14 protein-coding genes are annotated in these 16,312 nt (G+C 65.4%); 9 read left to right on the top strand and 5 right to left on the bottom strand.

Translation table 11 applies throughout. The features are described 5' to 3' along the window. Positions 1–69: 69 nt before the first annotated feature. Entirely contained in the window at positions 70–2,112 is a 2,043-nt protein-coding gene (locus FNL56_RS15240; protein WP_168202944.1) for a methyl-accepting chemotaxis protein, read from the bottom strand. Positions 2,113–2,352: 240 nt separating this feature from the next. Here FNL56_RS15240 and FNL56_RS15235 point away from each other — a divergent pair, with 240 nt between their 5' ends. From FNL56_RS15235 to aat, 4 genes are read left to right on the top strand one after another with little or no spacing between them, the layout of a single operon-like run. Continuing rightward, a complete protein-coding gene (locus tag FNL56_RS15235) occupies positions 2,353–3,894 on the top strand; it encodes a sensor histidine kinase (RefSeq protein ID WP_246661576.1) in 1,542 nt (513 codons plus the stop codon). After that, positions 3,891–4,331 (top strand): response regulator, encoded by a 441-nt coding sequence (locus tag FNL56_RS15230; RefSeq protein ID WP_143573700.1) that lies wholly within the window; start codon positions 3,891–3,893, stop codon positions 4,329–4,331. The genes FNL56_RS15235 and FNL56_RS15230 overlap by 4 nt, the downstream gene beginning before the upstream one ends. Next, complete coding sequence (locus FNL56_RS15225; protein WP_143573698.1) at positions 4,328–5,422, top strand: sensor histidine kinase; 1,095 nt, start codon at positions 4,328–4,330, stop codon at positions 5,420–5,422. Before FNL56_RS15230 ends, FNL56_RS15225 begins: the two co-directional genes overlap by 4 nt. A 40-nt stretch (positions 5,423–5,462) precedes the next feature. Further along, positions 5,463–6,146 carry a leucyl/phenylalanyl-tRNA--protein transferase gene (gene aat / locus FNL56_RS15220; RefSeq protein ID WP_143576175.1) on the top strand — a complete coding sequence of 228 codons (684 nt, stop codon included), beginning with the start codon at positions 5,463–5,465 and terminating at the stop codon, positions 6,144–6,146. Positions 6,147–6,226: 80 nt separating this feature from the next. Here the strand turns inward: aat and FNL56_RS15215 are convergent, their stop codons facing one another. Beyond that, entirely contained in the window at positions 6,227–7,144 is a 918-nt protein-coding gene (locus FNL56_RS15215) for a DUF2155 domain-containing protein (protein WP_143573696.1), read from the bottom strand. 229 nt (positions 7,145–7,373) lie between these two features. Here FNL56_RS15215 and FNL56_RS28615 point away from each other — a divergent pair, with 229 nt between their 5' ends. Continuing rightward, positions 7,374–7,502 carry a hypothetical protein gene (locus tag FNL56_RS28615; protein ID WP_256365907.1) on the top strand — a complete coding sequence of 43 codons (129 nt, stop codon included), beginning with the start codon at positions 7,374–7,376 and terminating at the stop codon, positions 7,500–7,502. Between the two features lie 34 nt (positions 7,503–7,536). Here the strand turns inward: FNL56_RS28615 and FNL56_RS15210 are convergent, their stop codons facing one another. Beyond that, positions 7,537–7,947 (bottom strand): NADH:ubiquinone oxidoreductase subunit NDUFA12, encoded by a 411-nt coding sequence (locus FNL56_RS15210; RefSeq protein WP_143573694.1) that lies wholly within the window; start codon positions 7,945–7,947, stop codon positions 7,537–7,539. A gap of 234 nt (positions 7,948–8,181) precedes the next feature. Here FNL56_RS15210 and FNL56_RS15205 point away from each other — a divergent pair, with 234 nt between their 5' ends. Then, on the top strand, positions 8,182–8,727 hold the full coding sequence (locus FNL56_RS15205) for a BA14K family protein (protein WP_143582120.1): 546 nt from the start codon (positions 8,182–8,184) through the stop codon (positions 8,725–8,727). Positions 8,728–8,889: 162 nt separating this feature from the next. Further along, complete coding sequence (locus FNL56_RS15200) at positions 8,890–10,086, top strand: sensor histidine kinase (RefSeq protein WP_210245397.1); 1,197 nt, start codon at positions 8,890–8,892, stop codon at positions 10,084–10,086. A 13-nt stretch (positions 10,087–10,099) separates the two neighbouring features. On the opposite strand, the gene FNL56_RS15195 is transcribed toward FNL56_RS15200, so the two are convergent. Continuing rightward, on the bottom strand, positions 10,100–10,999 hold the full coding sequence (locus FNL56_RS15195; protein WP_143573690.1) for a DMT family transporter: 900 nt from the start codon (positions 10,997–10,999) through the stop codon (positions 10,100–10,102). A gap of 107 nt (positions 11,000–11,106) precedes the next feature. Further along, positions 11,107–11,388 (bottom strand): hypothetical protein, encoded by a 282-nt coding sequence (locus FNL56_RS15190; RefSeq protein ID WP_143573688.1) that lies wholly within the window; start codon positions 11,386–11,388, stop codon positions 11,107–11,109. Between FNL56_RS15190 and FNL56_RS15185 the strand changes: the two genes are divergently transcribed. Continuing rightward, positions 11,333–11,773 (top strand): SDR family oxidoreductase, encoded by a 441-nt coding sequence (locus FNL56_RS15185; protein ID WP_143573686.1) that lies wholly within the window; start codon positions 11,333–11,335, stop codon positions 11,771–11,773. The genes FNL56_RS15190 and FNL56_RS15185 overlap by 56 nt on opposite strands. A 623-nt stretch (positions 11,774–12,396) precedes the next feature. After that, positions 12,397–16,152 (top strand): vitamin B12-dependent ribonucleotide reductase, encoded by a 3,756-nt coding sequence (locus tag FNL56_RS15180; RefSeq protein WP_143577960.1) that lies wholly within the window; start codon positions 12,397–12,399, stop codon positions 16,150–16,152. The last annotated feature ends 160 nt before the right edge of the window (positions 16,153–16,312 follow it).

Below are 16,312 nucleotides of genomic sequence, written 5' to 3'. Positions count from 1 at the left end.
GCACGCATGCGGACAGAGCCGTCGGGGGATCGTCACGCGCCACGCGATCCTGCGTGACGCGCCTTCGTGTCAGGCGGCGCGGACGCTGCTCAGAAAGCTGGAGATACGCTCGGTGAGATCGCCGCTGCGGACCGAAAGATCGTCGGCCTTGGCGATCATGCGCAACGCGGCGGCCTCGGCTTCCGTCATGGCCGTGCTGACCGCACCGACATTGGCCGAGACGTCCTTGGTGCCGGAGGCTGCCTGCTGCGCGTTGGCCGCGATCTCGCTGGTGGCCTGGCGCTGCTGGATCACCGACGCCGCGATATCCGCTGTGACCGCATCGACCCGGCCGATGGTCGCCGAGATCAGCTTGATGGCCTCGACGGCAGCGGCGGCTTCCATCTCGATATGACCGATCTGCGCGGTGATGTCGTCGGTTGCCTTGGCGGTCTGCGTCGCCAGCGCCTTGACCTCGCCGGCGACGACCGCAAAGCCCCTACCCGCATCGCCGGCGCGCGCCGCTTCGATGGTGGCATTGAGGGCCAAAAGGTTGGTCTGGCTGGCGATGTCCTGGATGAACTTGATGATGCTGCCGATCCGCTTCACCGCCAGGTCGAGGCCGCCGATACGCCGGTCGGCGTCGCCGACTTCACGCACCGCGTCGGCCGCAATGGCGGCGCAGGTTTCCAGCCGCTCGGCGATGCCGGACACTGCGACGCTCATTTCCTCGGCGGCGCTGGCGATGGTCCCGACATTGACCGAAGCCTCTTCGGCGCCGGCCGCGACGCTGGTGGCACGCGCCGAGGTGCCGGTGGCCAGTCGCGAGCTGGCTTCGGCGTCACGACGAACGGCTTCGCCGGCGGCGCCGACGCCGTCGATCGCCTGGCTGCTGGCCGTGTCGAAGTCCAGTGTCAATTCTTCGATTCGCGCAGCGCGCGCTTCGCGCGCCCGCTGCTGCAGCCGATGTTCGGCTTCGAGGCGCGCCGCCTCGATGGCATTGAGGCGCAAGGTTTCCAGTGCGCCGGCGATGGCCCCGATCTCGTCGCGGCGGCCGCGCGCCGGCACTTCAGCGTCGCGGTCGCCTTCGGCGAGCCGCGTGATCGCGACGGTCATGCCGACCAACGGCTGCACCACGCGGCGGTCGAACAGCACGGTGACACCGATCACCAGAACGACCACCGCCACGAGCAACAAGGCCGCCATCGACAGCCGCGTCAGCGCTTCGGTTTTCGCCGTCTCGGCCAGCACCAGAGCTTGCTGCATCGCGGCATCGCGCACGGCGAGCGCGGACTGTGCCGGCCCGACCAGACGCTTCAGCACGTCCTGAAAACCCACGCCGTAATAGGTCCCGACCAGGCCCTTTGCCGTCATGTCGGCGATGAACTTGTCGGTGTCGCCGAAGAACCTTGCTTCCGCGTCCTTGATGGCCGTTGCCAGCGGCGAGCTCTCGCCCAGCTGGGAAGCCGTCGCCTGCAGCCGGGCCCAGGCATGCCGGATCTCGCCGGTCAGTTCGGAAGCCCCCTGGATGTCCGCGACCATCAACATCTTGTTGCCGCCGGCAGCACGGGTGAAGAAGCTGGCGCGGCGGCCGGCCGCGTCGCGCATGTCCCACGACAGGCGCGCGATCTCGATCAGGCTGCCGACGCCGCCATGCGCGGAGCTGGCGCTGCGTTCGAGCCCGTTGGCAATGCCGGCCACGAGCTCGTTCAGCTCGAGCATCCGCGGCACGAACTCCCGGGCCAGGGCTTGGTCGCGCTGCGCGCGCGGCAGCTTGAAGGCGGTGTCCAGCCGGGCGTAGATCGCCACCAGATCGCGGCGCGATCGGTCGAGATTGGCGACCGCCACGTCGCGCTCCGGATAGGACGCGAGAAGGAAGGCGGCACGGGCGCCGGTGACTTCGTCGGCGAGCACGCCGCGGGCCTTGGCGATCGCCGCAAGTGCGGCCGGGCTGGCCGGATCGTCCGCCAGCAAGGCGGCACTGTCCGGACCGCGGCTGACAGCGAGCTGCTCTGTGGTCCGCAACAGCGCGGTCATGGCCGAAACCAGATGAGCGGCTTCGCTCGAATCCCGGTAGTCGCGCCACTGCTGGACAAGAAAGACGGTGGCAGCGATGGCGATGATGCCGGCCATCGCAGAAACGCATGATAGAAATAGAACACGAACGCGCATGTTGGCCCCTTTTGACGTCTCCATACGGCTCCCGCGTTAAGTCATGTCTAAAATTGGTAATAAGATGCCTCCTATCCATCGCAATATTGAAACTGTCATGTCCATGCCGACAGAACGCCCTTCGGAACCAATGAAGCAGTTCGACGTTGACGCGCTGCCCGGGAGCTTGCCGGTGCGGGGGACGTCTTGATTCAATCTTCAGTGCAAAAAACCGTTCCGGGAACCGCCGCAAGCGCCCGGCGTCGTTCGATCGGCCAGATTCTGCTGTTGGCCGCCGGCTTCGTCGTGCTGGTCGCGATCAGCGCGTCGTCGGTGATCCTGGTCAACCAGGCGCGGGAGGATTCCGGCTGGGTCGTCCACACCGTCGAGGTCGAGAACCAGCTTGCGACGTTGTTGCTGGAGATTCGCCGCGCCGAGAGCGCCGCCCGGGCATTTCTGCTGAACGGACAGGCGAACTTCCTCACCGAGCACGAAACGGCCGTGGCGGCGATCCTTCCCGGGCTGGACAAGCTGGCCAGGCTGACCGACGACAATCCGCTGCAGACCGAAAACATGAAGAAACTCCGCCCGGCAGTCGAAGCGCGGATGGGGGAATTTGCAAAGGCCGTTGGGCTCGTCAAGCAGAACGATACGCCAAGCGCCGTGGCCATGCTGCCGCAGACCGGCAACGGCGCCGCGGTGCAGGCGATCGGCGAGACCGCGCGGGCCATGCGCGCCGTGGAAGAAAAACTCTTCCTTGAGCGCACCCGCACCGCCGACCAGACCCAGCAACTGGCCTCGATCGTCACCGTCGCCGGCTCCGGCCTGGTGATTGCGCTGGCCGGCCTGTCGATCTTCCTGGTCCAGCGCTCGTCGCGCGCCCGCGATGACGCCGAGGCGCAACTGCGCGAGAACAACCTCAATCTGGAAACCACGGTGCAGGAGCGCACCGCAGATCTCATCGAGGCCAATGAGGAAATCCAGCGCTTCGCCTACATCGTCAGCCATGACCTGCGCTCGCCACTCGTCAACATCATGGGCTTCACCAGCGAACTCGAAGAACTACGTGGTGACATCTTCCGTCGCATTGCTACACTCGGCAACGACACGCCGCTGGTGCCGGACGTCAATGGCGAATTGCCCGAGCCGGCGCTGGCCGAGCAGGACAGGCAGCTATCAACCGACTTCACCGAGGCGCTCGGCTTCATCAAGTCGTCGATCGGCAAAATGGACCGGCTGATCAGCGCCATCCTCAATCTGACGCGCGAGGGCCGCCGCGAGTTCAAGCCCGTCAAGATCGACACCCGCGAACTGATCGAGAACATCGCCTCCACCGTTGCGCATCAGGCCGCAGAGACCGAAACGACGATCCGCGTCGAGCCGCTGCCCGACATCACCAGCGATCGCCTCGCAATGGAGCAGATTTTCGGCAATTTGATCGATAATGCGCTGAAATATCTCAGGCCCGGCATTCCCGGCGATATCCTGATCAAGGGTCGCAGCAAGATGGGCTTTGTGATTTTCGAGGTGATCGACAACGGGCGCGGCATCGACCCGAAAGACCACCAGCGGATCTTTGATCTTTTCCGGCGGGCGGGTACACAGGACAAGCCGGGACAGGGTATCGGTCTGGCCCATGTCCGAGCTCTGGTCCGGCGAATGGGCGGCACCATGTCGGTGGCGTCGGAACTGGGCAATGGCAGCAATTTCACCGTTACGCTTCCGGCGAAGTGGACGGGCAAGAACCGGGACAAGCAATCATGAGCAAGCCAGTCACCATCATCATGATCGAGGATGACGAGGGCCACGCCCGCCTGATCGAACGCAACATCCGGCGCTCCGGCGTCAACAACGAAATCATTCCGTTCACCAACGGTACAGATGCGCTGGCCTACCTGTTCGGCAAGGATGCCGGCGGCGAGGACCACAAGGGCGAGGCGCTGCTGATCCTGCTCGACCTCAATCTGCCCGACATGACGGGCATCGACATCCTGCGCAAGGTCAAGGAAAGCAACCTGCTGAAATGTGCGCCGGTCGTGGTGCTCACCACCACCGACGACGCCCAAGAGATCAAGCGTTGCTACGAACTTGGTTGTAACGTCTACATCACCAAGCCGGTGAACTACGAAAGCTTCGCCAACGCGATTCGTCAGCTCGGGCTGTTCTTCTCCGTAATTCAGGTACCGCAAGCCAACTCATGACATCGAAGCCTGCCCCCACGCTGCTCTATATCGACGACGACGCCGGTCTGGCCCGGCTGGTGCAGCGTGGCCTGACGCGCCAGGGCTTTACCGTCGAGCATTGCGACAATGGCGAAGCCGGTCTGGCGCGGATCCGGCAGGGTGGCATCGACGTGATCGCGCTCGACCAGTACATGCCGGGGCTCGACGGTCTGGAGACGCTGGCGCAGATCCAGGCCATCCTCGGCGCGCCGCCCGTCGTGTTCGTCACCGCGTCGCAGGATTCCAAGATCGCCATTACCGCGCTGAAAGCCGGTGCGGTCGATTACATCGTTAAGGACACCCAGGGTGATTTCGTGCCGCTGCTGCACGTCGCCTGCACCACCGCCATCAAGCAGGCGATGATCTCGAAGGCGCGCGACGACGCCGAGGCCGAAGTCCACGCCTCGCGCGATCGCTACGCCGCGCTCGCCGCCGAGCGCGAAATGCTACTGCGCGAGGTCAACCATCGCGTCGGCAATTCGCTGCAGATCATCGCATCGCTGCTGCATCTGCAGGCCAATTCGTCGGGCGACGAACACGTCAAGGCGGCGCTGACCAATGCGATGGGCCGCGTCGCCGCCGTGGCCCAGGTGCATCGCCGGCTCTATACGTCTCACGACCTCAAGAGCGTGCTGCTCAACCAGTATCTCGAAGCCTTGCTTGAAGACCTCAGGCGCTCCGCCGAGGGCAACCGGATGTCGCGCCTGACGCTCAAGGCAACGGCTGTCGAGATCGACCCCGATCGCGCGGTGGCGATCGGCATCATCGTCAACGAGCTGGTGATGAACGCCGTCAAATACGCCTATCCCGATGGCGCCGGACCGATCCATGTCGTGCTGACCGCCCAGGGCGACGCGCTCGAACTGTCGATCACCGACGATGGCGTCGGCCTCAACGTCAAGGCCGATCCGCGCTCCACCGGCATGGGCCAGCGCATCGTCAGCGCGATGGCTAACAAGCTCGAGGCCACCGTCGAGCGCGATCCCAACCACAGCGGCACCCGCATCATCCTGCGGTTCTGTGCCGTCTCCAAACCGGCCGTCGCACCGCCAATGAGCGCGGCAGGCTAAGCGGCTCGCCTATGCGGCCCCGCCCTGCTATCGTACGATGATGAGCTCGCGCGATACCGCCTCTTCCGAAGTCACGCCCGACTTGCTGCTGCGGGCCTATGCCTGCGGCATTTTTCCGATGTCGGAAAGCGCCGACGATCCCGGCCTGTTCTGGGTCGAGCCGGAAGAGCGCGGCGTGATTCCACTGGACGATTTTCGCGTCGCCTCGCGGCTCGCCCGCACGGTGCGCTCGGACGTCTATACCGTCACCGTCAACACCGCCTTCAAGCGGGTGATCGCGGAATGCGCCGCGCCAAAACCCGGCCGTGACGACACCTGGATCAACCAGCGGATCCGCGACCTCTACACGGCACTGCATGGCATGGGGCATGCCCACAGCGTCGAGGTCTGGGAAAATGACGAGCTGGTCGGCGGGCTGTACGGCGTCAGTCTCGGCCGCGCGTTTTTCGGCGAAAGCATGTTCCACCACGCCCGCGACGCCTCGAAAGTGGCTTTGGTGCATCTGGTCGCGCGGCTGATCGCGGGCGGCTTCAAGCTGCTCGACACGCAATATGTCACCGAGCACCTGCGCAGCTTCGGCGCCACCGAAGTGCCGCGGCGGCGTTACCGGCAATTGCTCGACGCCGCACTCGACGGCATCGCGGAATTCGACAAACTGCCGGTGGCGTTTCCCATGAAAGGCAGCGTGATGCTGCAAATCATCGCCCGCAAGGATGCGGCCTGAAGCTTTCAACACTTTGAGGATGCGAACAGGGGGCGGTTATTAGTCGGATAACCGCCCCCTGTCGCTGTGCTGTTGAAAGGCTACCTGAACTGCGGGAAAGCCGGTCCCGGCAGCGGCTGCTGCTGCACCGGCTGCGGGCGCGGTGCCTGCTTTGGCGGGGCACGCTTCTGCGGAGCGACCGGCTTCGGGGCTTCCGGCGCGGCGGTGGCCAACGTGGCTTCGGGATTCTTGCAGTCGCTCAGCCAGACGTCATAGATCGGATGCTCGACGCCGTGCAGGCCGGGACTGGCGGCAAACATCCAGCCGGAGAAAATCCGCTTCACCTCGCCCTGCAGCGTGATCTCATCGACCTCGACGAAGGCGTCGGTATTGGCGGCCTCGGTCGCCGGGCGGGTGTAGCAGGCGTCGGTCTTCACCCGCAGCGCGCCGAACTGCACGGTCTCGCCGATGTCGGCGTCGAAATTGATGATCCGGCCGGTGATCTTGTCGAGGCCCTGAAACACCGCCTTCTTGTTGACGATCTTCTGCGCCGGCGGCTCGGCGACCACTTCGTCGCCGGGCTGCAGCGTCGCGGCCGGCGCAGGCGCCTGCTTGGCGCCGCGCGGCAGCGCACCGGGGGGCACAGCGCCCGGCGCGGGAGCCGCGGCCGGCGGCGCATTGGCGATGCCGGGCTGCGGCGCGGATGCGGCGCCGGGCGGCACGTTCTGGGGAATCACGGTGGTGGCCGGCGGCGGCGCCAAAGGCTGCGACTGCACGGCGCCGGGAGGCGGCACGCCCTGCCCCGGCCGTGTCGGCAGCAACCGGCCCTGCGGCAACTCGGGCACTTCCTCTTCGTCGTCGAACTGCGGCTGCGGCTGGCCGCGCGGCACGTTGCCGGGCGGCCGCGGAATCAGATCGTTGAACAGATTGCCGAGCTGCGCCTGCGCCGGCGGCGCCTGCGTCAACGACGTCGCGGCCAGCAAGGTGGCCAGTCCGGCAAGGGTCAGGAATCGAAACATTCTGCGGCTCAATCGGCAATCAGGCTTGCGACAGTGTATCGATAAGTCGTTGCGGCCGCTCGCAATGATCCCGGTTAACACGGCGAATACGGCAACGGAAGGGCGTCTGCCGCGACATACCGTGCGCTATCGCAGAGTGGGCGCATCATCCTGCATTATGGTCGGCACGGCGCCAAAGCGCCTTTGCCCACCCTGCGACCGCGCACCGTGCCGCGATGGAGTACCTACCATGACCACGCCCCTGCATATCGGCCTGCTGCTGTTTCCCAACCTGACCCAGCTCGACCTGACCGGACCGAAGTCCTGGGGATGGTCAAGGCGAGGATGGCAGAGCGGACTGGGCGCAGCGATGCGATGACCCGCGCGGCGGCAAGACTGGAGACGTCGAAAGACTAGTTGCCCGGCGTCCAGGGCTGATAGTCGCCGGTCGCCTTGGGACGGTGGCCGGAGGCCAGCGTGGAGCCGGCGGGACGGTAGGCATAGGGCGTGCCCGTCAGATTCGGCACGTGCGGCTTCTGCCATTCCTTGGCGACGTAGGTCTCCTCGGTGGGGGCGACATCGACGGTATGGTGCAGCCAGCCGTGCCATGACGGCGGTACCCGGGAGGCCTCGACCGTGCCGTTATAGACCACCCAGCGCCGCTGGAAACCCAGCGTGGGGTCGATCACGCCACCTTTGGTGCGGTAATAGGTGTTGCCCGCCTCGTCCTGACCGACGAGTTCGCCGAATCGCCAGGTCCACAATTGCGTGCCAAAGGTCTGGCCGCTCCACCAGGTGAAAAATTTCAGCAGAAACAGCTTCATGACGCCAGCCGGTTGGATGATTGCTGGGCCTGTGATGCCATCCGCAAGCGCAATTGTCCAGTTGGCTGCGCCCGCGCCGCGCCACCGATCGCCACAGCATCAGCGGGCACCTGCGCCTCCGCGGCATTCGCATCCGGCATCCGCAAGGGCATCGCATCACCAAGTGGTGTGCGGAGGATTTGGAACGCCCGCCCCTCGGACCGGTTAGAGCGGCATCACATGCAGGAGAATAGGATGATCAATCTGAAAACGATGGGTGCCGTGGCCGTGATGGCTCTGGCTGTACCTTTGGCGACCTCGACGGAGAGCTTTGCACAGGCCAAGCCGTTCAGCGGCGGCGGCCCCGGTGGTGGTGGTGGATTCCACGGTGGTGGCGGCGGCGGATTCCGCGGCGGCGGTGGTGGTCCGCGCTTCGGCGGCGGTGGCGGCGGTTTCAACCGCGGTGCATTTGCCGGTGGACCGCGCTTCGGCGGCGGTGGCGGCTGGCATCGTGGCGGTTACGGACGTGGCGGCGGCGGACTGGTAGCCGGTGCCCTGATCGGCGGCGCCCTGGCGTCCGGCGCCTACGGCTACGGCAACGGCTACTATGGCGGCAGCCCGTATTACGGTTCCTACGGTTCCTATGGAGCCTATGATGCACCTTACGATGACGGTGCCGAGATCGTCGAAGTCGCGCCCGCCGGTGGCGACGTGAACTACTGCATCCAGACCTACAAGTCGTACAATGTCCGCACCGGAACCTATCTCGGGTACGATGGCTTGCGGCACGCCTGTCCGTAACGCGTGACGAACGATTGTGGTGAGTACGGTGCCTCCGGGCGCCGTTTGCGGGTAACATCGGTAACGGCTATGAATGGTACCCGTGCCGCGAAACGCTGCGGCCCGTCATGCGTATTAGTTGGCGTACCGGCTGAGATCGCCGCGCCGCTCAAAGCAGGTTCCGTGAACTCTTCCAATCAGCACAAAGCCGCCGACCTGCATGCCAACGAGACGGTGCGCCTGAAGGCGCTGCGCTCCTACGGGATTCTCGACACGGCGGCCGAATCCTCGTTCGACGACATCACCAAAATCGCGAGCTATGTCTGTCAGACGCCAGTCGCGCTGATCAGCTTGGTCGATGAGGGCCGGCAATGGTTCAAATCCCAGCATGGGTTTGAGCCGCGCGAGACTGCGCTGGCGGAATCGATCTGTGCGCATGCGCTGTTCGAGCACAGTTTTCTCGAGGTCGAGGACACCACCCAGGATCCGCGTTTCGACGGCAATCCGCTGGTGATCGGCATGCCGCATATCCGCTTCTATGCGGGCGCGCTGCTGCGCACGCCGGACGGCCTGCCGCTCGGCACGGTCTGCGTGCTCGACGACAAGCCGCGGGTGCTTTCGCCGGAGCAGCGCGATGTGCTGGCAGCCCTTGCCCGTCAGGTGATGTCGCAAATGGAGTTTCGCCGCGCACTGGTGCTGTCGGACCGGCTGCAGCGCAACATCAGCCGCCTGATGGCGGTGGCCGGTCACGACCTCAAGCAGCCGCTGCAGGTCATGATCATGGCGATCGACCGCATCCGCAACAAATTGACCGACGAAAAGGACCGCACCCGGCTCGGCTATGCCATCGACGCCGGCATGCGGATGGCTGAAGAACTCGACCGGCTCGCCGAAACCTCGGTGCTGCAGACCGGTTACGGCGTGCCGGCGCTGAAATCCTTCGGGATCGCCGAAGTGTTCGACTCCATCGTCGCCAACTGGCGTCTGCACGCCGAGGCCAAGGGGCTCGATCTGGTGGTGGTTCCGTCGAAGGCGCGCGTGGTGTCCGATCCCACCATGCTGCGCGCCATCCTCGGCAACCTCGTCGGCAATGCCATCAAATACACCGCGCAGGGCCGCGTGCTGGTCGGCTGCCGCCGCCGCGGCCATGAGCTGAGTGTCGAGGTGATGGATTCCGGCCCAGGCATCGCCGCCGAACAGCGCGATGCGATCTTCGAGGCGTTCCACCAGATCAATCCCGCCAGCGAAGGCCTCGGCCTCGGCCTGTCGATCGTGCGGCGCAGCGCCGAAGCGCTCGGACATGCCATCACGCTGCAATCCACCCTCGCCCGCGGCTCGCATTTCAGCGTCCGCGTGCCCTTGGCGGCGGTGTCGGTCTAGCCAACGGACTTTGCTAGCTGCGCGTCGCCAGCATCACGCCGGCCAGCGTCAGTACCAGCGCGGCGATCTGGCCAATCCCGAGCGGCTCGTGCAACGCGATCGCCGAGACGACCACGCCGATCACCGGCACCGCCATGGTACCAATCGCCGCGACCGACGCCGGCAGCATTTTCAGCGCCGCAAACCAGCACAGATAGGCGATGCAGAACGGCACGATGACAATGTAGGCCAGCAGGCTCCAGCCGGTCGATGACAAGGCCGCGAAGTTCGGCGTTTCGAAGATGAGCCCGAGCAGTGCCACCGGCACGCAACCGATCCCGATCTGCCACGCCGTCGATGTCAGGAGCGGCAGCGCCAGCCTGAAGCGCTTCGCCAGCACCGTGCCGAGCGCGAAGCCGAACGCGCCGAGCAGCGCCAGCGCCACGCCCGGCAGCTTCTCCGCGCTGGTGGAGAGGCCATCGGCGCCCATCAGCGCGGTAATGCCGGCGAAGGCCATCACCATCGCCAAGATCCGCGACAGCGACATCCGCTCGCCCAGGATCCACCAGGCCAGCACCGCCGCCCATACCGGCATCGTGTAGGCGATCACCGCGGCCTCGCCGCCCGGCAGCCACAGCAGCGCCAGCCCCATCAGCGCCATCCATCCGGTGACGTTGAGCAGCGCCAGCACGATCAATGGCCCCCACTGCGCCGGCGCCACGCGAAGGCTCTCGCCGCGCCACAGCGCCAGCGCGGCCAGCAGGCTGCCGCCGATGATGCCGGTGAAGCCGCGCGCGGTGAGCGGCGGCAGCTCGGCGATCAGGAACTTCATCACCGGCCAGTTCAGCCCCCAGCCGACCGAGGTGATTGCGAGAAACAGCAGGCCCAGCGGCGCGATGCGCGCGCGAGAGACGGGAGGTTCGGAGACTGACATGGGCGGACCGGCTGATGAACGGAAGCAACGCCTACACCGCCGCCCGGCCCGGACCAATGCCCGGCGACGCAGGCGCGCCATGCGCGCGCGATGCTGGAGGGGCCTCGCTACTCCGCCGCCACCTGCAGCCGCGCGGCGCTGGCGTCGCGCAGCGGCGACTGGCCGTACAGGCGGCTGTATTCGCGGCTGAACTGCGACGGGTCGTTTTGCAGGATCGTGCATGAATCTCGCAGGATCGCGATAACGCCGGAACGGCATCTGCCGGCATAAGCAACGGCCGGGAGCGCGCTCCCGCACAGCCCCGGCGGAGCCTGCCATGACCCCCCCTCCTGCATCTCGCGCAAACTCGTCCTGATCACCGATTCCGGCAGCGCGATCGGCGAAGCCATCGCCCGCCATCTGGCGTCGCAGGGCTACAAGGTGATGCTCGGCGGCCGAAGCCTCGACCGGCTTGCGGCGCTGGCTGGCGCGATCACGCGGGCCGGCAGCGCGAGCTACCAAGAACTCGACGTCACGAGCCGCGGCAGCCTGCGGGCGTTCCTGCTGATCGCCGAGGCCTGCCATGGCCCGATCGACGCGCTGGTCGACACCGCCGGAATGCCCCCCGCGATGGCCGCGGTGCTGGCGACGCAGGGCATCGCGCGGGTGCTCCATGTGCCGACCGACCACGCGCTGCAGGCGAACGCGATCGCCGGTACGATCGGTCGTGCCCTCGAGCAACCCGGCACGATCGATCCGGGCCTGAGGCGGTTCCGCCCGGCCATGCGGGCCTAGAAGACCACGCGCTCCAGCCTGCCTCGCGGGGAACCGCGACTGGCCTTTTGCACACCCTTGCCGCCCCGCCTGAGTCTCGCAAAAGCAATGGTTCGATGACAAAATAAAGTTGGCCTGTGAACAACGGGCGCAGCTTCGACAACCCGGACAAATTGAAATAATTCGGCTTCCGATTCCGTGAGGACTCACCGATACTTGCCAGCAATCGGGTGCCCTCCAAGCCCCGCTTCCCACCATATTTAGTAATTGGTTTAGGAACTCGTACTAGTTCTTGACGGGTGCAGGGAGTCGGCCTAGTTTTCGAAACGTCCGGTGCGGGTAGCGAGATAGGCATCCGGACGCTCCCCAAAAGGGTTCCAGAATGACCGCTCCGACAGCCTTGTCAGCTTTCGGGGATGGGTCGGTCTGTCCCTGAACGGGCGACCTTTTGGTGGTCACGATGAGCCGAACAATGGCTCGGGTGGCACGGTAACGCGTTGAGCATGACCCCGGCACTTCCGGGTGGCCGGCACGCCGGCCAACGCATGCTCCGAAATCAACATACGGTCCCTTTCGGGGATCGCGACAGCAATGCAACCGCCGGCGCCCCCCTGGGGGCTTGTCGGCACAGACGGGGCACGACCATGAAGATCAATCGCCGCTACACCACCACGGACCAGTCGCCCTATGCCGGGATCAACTTCCGTCACACGACCTCCGAGATCCGCAACCCGGACGGCTCCGTGGTGTTCAAGCTGGAGAATGTCGAAGTCCCCGATTCCTGGTCGCAGGTTGCCTCCGACGTGCTGGCGCAGAAATATTTCCGCAAGGCCGGCGTCGCCGCCCGCCTGAAGAAGGTCGAGGAAGAGACCGTGCCGTCGTGGCTGTGGCGCTCGGTGCCCGACACCGAGGCGCTGGCCGTCCTGCCCGAGAAAGAGCGCTTCGTCTCGGAGCTGTCGTCCAAGCAGGTGTTCGACCGCCTCGCCGGCTGCTGGACCTATTGGGGCTGGAAGGGCTCGTACTTCACTTCCGAGGAAGACGCGCACGCCTTCCACGACGAGCTGCGCTACATGCTCGCCAAGCAGATGGTCGCGCCGAATTCGCCGCAGTGGTTCAACACCGGCCTGCACTGGGCCTATGGCATCGACGGTCCCGGCCAGGGCCATTATTACGTCGACTGGAAGACCGGCAAGCTGACCAAGTCGAAATCGTCCTACGAGCACCCGCAGCCGCACGCCTGCTTCATTCAGGGCGTCGAGGACGATCTGGTCAATGAAGGCGGCATCATGGACCTCTGGGTCCGCGAAGCCCGTCTGTTCAAGTACGGCTCCGGCACCGGTTCCAACTTCTCCCGCCTGCGCGGCGAAGGCGAGAAGCTGTCGGGCGGCGGACGCTCCTCCGGCCTGATGTCGTTCCTGAAGATCGGCGACCGCGCCGCGGGCGCGATCAAGTCGGGCGGCACCACGCGCCGCGCCGCCAAGATGGTGGTGGTCGACGCCGACCATCCGGATATCGAAGCCTATATCGACTGGAAGGTGAAGGAAGAGCAGAAGGTCGCGGCCCTCGTCACCGGTTCGAAGATGAACCAGAAGCACCTCAAGGCGATCCTGAAGGCCTGCGTCAATTGCGAAGGCTCCGGCGACGACTGCTTCGATCCCGAGAAGAACCCGGCGCTGCGCCGCGAGATCAAGCTCGCGCGCCGCTCGCTGGTCAATGACAATGTCATCAAGCGCGTCATCCAGTACGCCCGCCAGGGCTACAAGGAGATCGACTTCCCGGTCTACGACACCGACTGGGATTCGGAGGCCTACCTCACCGTCGCCGGCCAGAACTCCAACAATTCCGTCTCGCTGAAGGACGACTTCCTGCGCGCGGTGGAGACCAATGGAAATTGGGACCTGATCGCCCGCAAGGACGGCAAGGTCATGAAGACGCTGAAGGCGCGTGACCTCTGGGAGAAGATCGGCTACGCCGCCTGGGCCTCGGCCGATCCCGGCCTGCACTTCAACACCACAATGAACGACTGGCACACCTGCAAGTCGTCGGGCGACATCCGCGCCAGCAACCCCTGCTCCGAATACATGTTCCTCGACGACACAGCCTGCAACCTGGCCTCGGCCAATTTGCTGACGTTCCACGATGTCGCGACCAACCGCTTCGACATCGACGCCTACGAGCACCTCTGCCGCCTGTGGACCATGGTGCTCGAGATCTCCGTCATGATGGCGCAGTTCCCGTCGAAGCCGATTGCGGAGCTGTCGTTCGAATTCCGCACCCTTGGCCTCGGCTATGCCAACATCGGCGGCCTGCTGATGTCGATGGGCCTGTCCTACGACTCCAAGGAAGGTCGTGCGCTGTGCGGTGCCCTCACCGCGGTCATGACCGGCGTGTCCTATGCGACGTCGGCTGAGATGGCGAAAGAACTCGGCCCGTTCCCCGGCTACAAGAAGAACGCAGCCCACATGCTGCGCGTGATCCGCAACCATCGCCGCGCGGCGCATGCCGAATCCCGCGGCTATGAAGGCCTCGCCGTCAATCCGGTGCCGCTCGACCACGCCTCCTGCCCGCAGGCCGACATCGTCACCCACGCCAAGGCGGCCTGGGATCTCGCGCTCGAACTCGGCGAACTACACGGCTACCGCAACGCCCAGACCACGGTCGTGGCGCCGACCGGCACCATCGGCCTCGTCATGGATTGCGACACCACCGGCATCGAGCCCGACTTCGCACTGGTGAAGTTCAAGAAGCTCGCCGGTGGCGGCTACTGGAAGATCATCAACCGCGCCGTGCCCGCAGCACTCCGCGTGCTCGGCTATCGCGAGAGCGAGATCGCCGAGATCGAGGCCTATGCGGTCGGCCATGGCTCGCTGAGCAACGCGCCCGGCATCAACGTCTCGACGCTGAAGGCCAAGGGCTTTACCGACGAAGCGCTGAAGAAGGTCGAGGCAGCCTTGCCGACCGCCTTCGACATCAAGTTCGCCTTCAACAAGTGGACGTTTGGCGAAGACTTCCTCCGCGACACGTTGAAGATCGCGCCGGAAGCGATCGCGGCCCCCGGCTTCGACCTCTTGGCCGCCGTCGGCTTCTCCAAGCGCGAGATCGAAGCGGCCAACGTGCACATCTGCGGCGCGATGACCGTGGAAGGCGCCCCGCACCTGAAGGCCGAGCACTACAACGTGTTCGACTGCGCCAATCCCTGCGGCAAGATCGGCAAGCGCTACCTCTCGGTGGAAAGCCACATCCGCATGATGGCGGCGTCGCAGCCGTTCATCTCGGGCGCGATCTCCAAGACCATCAACATGCCGAACGACGCCACCGTCGAGGATTGCAAGGACGCCTATCTGCTCTCCTGGAAGCTGGCGCTGAAGGCCAACGCGCTGTACCGCGACGGCTCGAAACTGTCGCAGCCGCTGAACTCGCAGCTCATCTCCGATGATGACGAGGACGAGGACGGCATCGAGAGCTTCATGGAGAAGCCGATGGCGGCGCGCACCGCGCACGTCGCCGAGAAAGTCGTGGAGCGCCTGGTCGAGCGCATCGTGGTGATGCGCGAGCGCGAGAAGATGCCGGATCGCCGCAAGGGCTACACCCAGAAGGCGGTCGTCGGCGGCCACAAGGTCTATGTCCGCACCGGCGAATATGATGACGGCCGGATCGGCGAGATTTTTATCGACATGCACAAGGAAGGCGCGGCGCTGCGCTCCTTCATCAACAACTTCGCCATCGCGGTGTCGCTCGGTCTGCAATACGGCGTGCCGCTGGAGGAATATGTCGACGCCTTCACCTTCACCCGCTTCGAGCCCGCGGGCCCGGTGCAGGGCAACGACAGCATCAAATACGCGACGTCGATCCTCGACTACGTGTTCCGCGAACTCGCGGTCTCCTATATGGGCCGCTTCGACCTCGCCCATGTCGACCCGACCGAGACGCATTTCGACGCGCTCGGCAAGGGCGTGGCGGAAGGCAAGGAGCCGGCCGGCCACAACAAATACGTCTCCAAGGGCCTGACCCGCTCGCGCACCGACAATCTCGTCGTCATGCGCAGCGAGCCCGCCCCCTCGACCGAAGGCGGCGCCCGCAGCCAGGGCGCCAGCAACGTCACGGCCCTGGCCTCCGGCCACGCCGCGACCGCGCAAGGACCCGCCGGCACCGCCACGGCGCTGAAGACCGCCGAGCCGGACCGCGCGCTGTCGCCGACCGAAAAGCTCGAGGCGCAAGCTTGGAGCAAGCCGGGCACGGCAGCCGCCGCGGCTCAGCCCAGCAAGGCCGAGCGTCGCGAAGAAGCGAAAGCCAAAGGCTATGAGGGCGAGATGTGCGGCGAATGCGGCCACTTCTCGCTGGTGCGTAACGGCACGTGCATGAAGTGCGATACGTGTGGCTCGACGACGGGGTGCAGCTAACTATCAAACGCTGTCATGGCCGGGCTTGTCCCGGCCATCCAAGAAAAAAGGCGGCCGTAAGGTCGCCTTTTTGCTGTTCGTACCACAACAAGTGTGACAACCTTTAGATGTGCTTTTCAGCTTGGATGCCGACTAGGACACAAGCTTTGCCCTAACCAGA

It is taken from the genome of Tardiphaga sp. vice304 (genome assembly GCF_007018905.1).
Lineage (GTDB): Bacteria > Pseudomonadota > Alphaproteobacteria > Rhizobiales > Xanthobacteraceae > Tardiphaga.
The sequence above is the reverse complement of the archived record's forward strand: the minus strand, read 5'-3'. Positions and strand labels throughout refer to the sequence as shown.

Bases quoted from the DNA above. Each gene is read 5' to 3' on its own strand.
- FNL56_RS15205 (WP_143582120.1), top strand. From the start codon at position 8,182: ATGATCAATCTGAAAACGATGGGTGCCGTGGCCGTGATGGCTCTGGCT.
- FNL56_RS15240 (WP_168202944.1), bottom strand. From the start codon at position 2,112: ATGGCCGGCATCATCGCCATCGCTGCCACCGTCTTTCTTGTCCAGCAG.
- FNL56_RS15190 (WP_143573688.1), bottom strand. From the start codon at position 11,388: ATGGCTTCGCCGATCGCGCTGCCGGAATCGGTGATCAGGACGAGTTTG.
- FNL56_RS15180 (WP_143577960.1), top strand. From the start codon at position 12,397: ATGAAGATCAATCGCCGCTACACCACCACGGACCAGTCGCCCTATGCC.
- FNL56_RS15210 (WP_143573694.1), bottom strand. From the start codon at position 7,947: ATGAAGCTGTTTCTGCTGAAATTTTTCACCTGGTGGAGCGGCCAGACC.
- FNL56_RS15225 (WP_143573698.1), top strand. From the start codon at position 4,328: ATGACATCGAAGCCTGCCCCCACGCTGCTCTATATCGACGACGACGCC.
- FNL56_RS28615 (WP_256365907.1), top strand. From the start codon at position 7,374: ATGACCACGCCCCTGCATATCGGCCTGCTGCTGTTTCCCAACCTGACC.
- FNL56_RS15230 (WP_143573700.1), top strand. From the start codon at position 3,891: ATGAGCAAGCCAGTCACCATCATCATGATCGAGGATGACGAGGGCCAC.
- FNL56_RS15215 (WP_143573696.1), bottom strand. From the start codon at position 7,144: ATGTTTCGATTCCTGACCCTTGCCGGACTGGCCACCTTGCTGGCCGCG.
- aat (WP_143576175.1), top strand. From the start codon at position 5,463: ATGAGCTCGCGCGATACCGCCTCTTCCGAAGTCACGCCCGACTTGCTG.
- FNL56_RS15195 (WP_143573690.1), bottom strand. From the start codon at position 10,999: ATGTCAGTCTCCGAACCTCCCGTCTCTCGCGCGCGCATCGCGCCGCTG.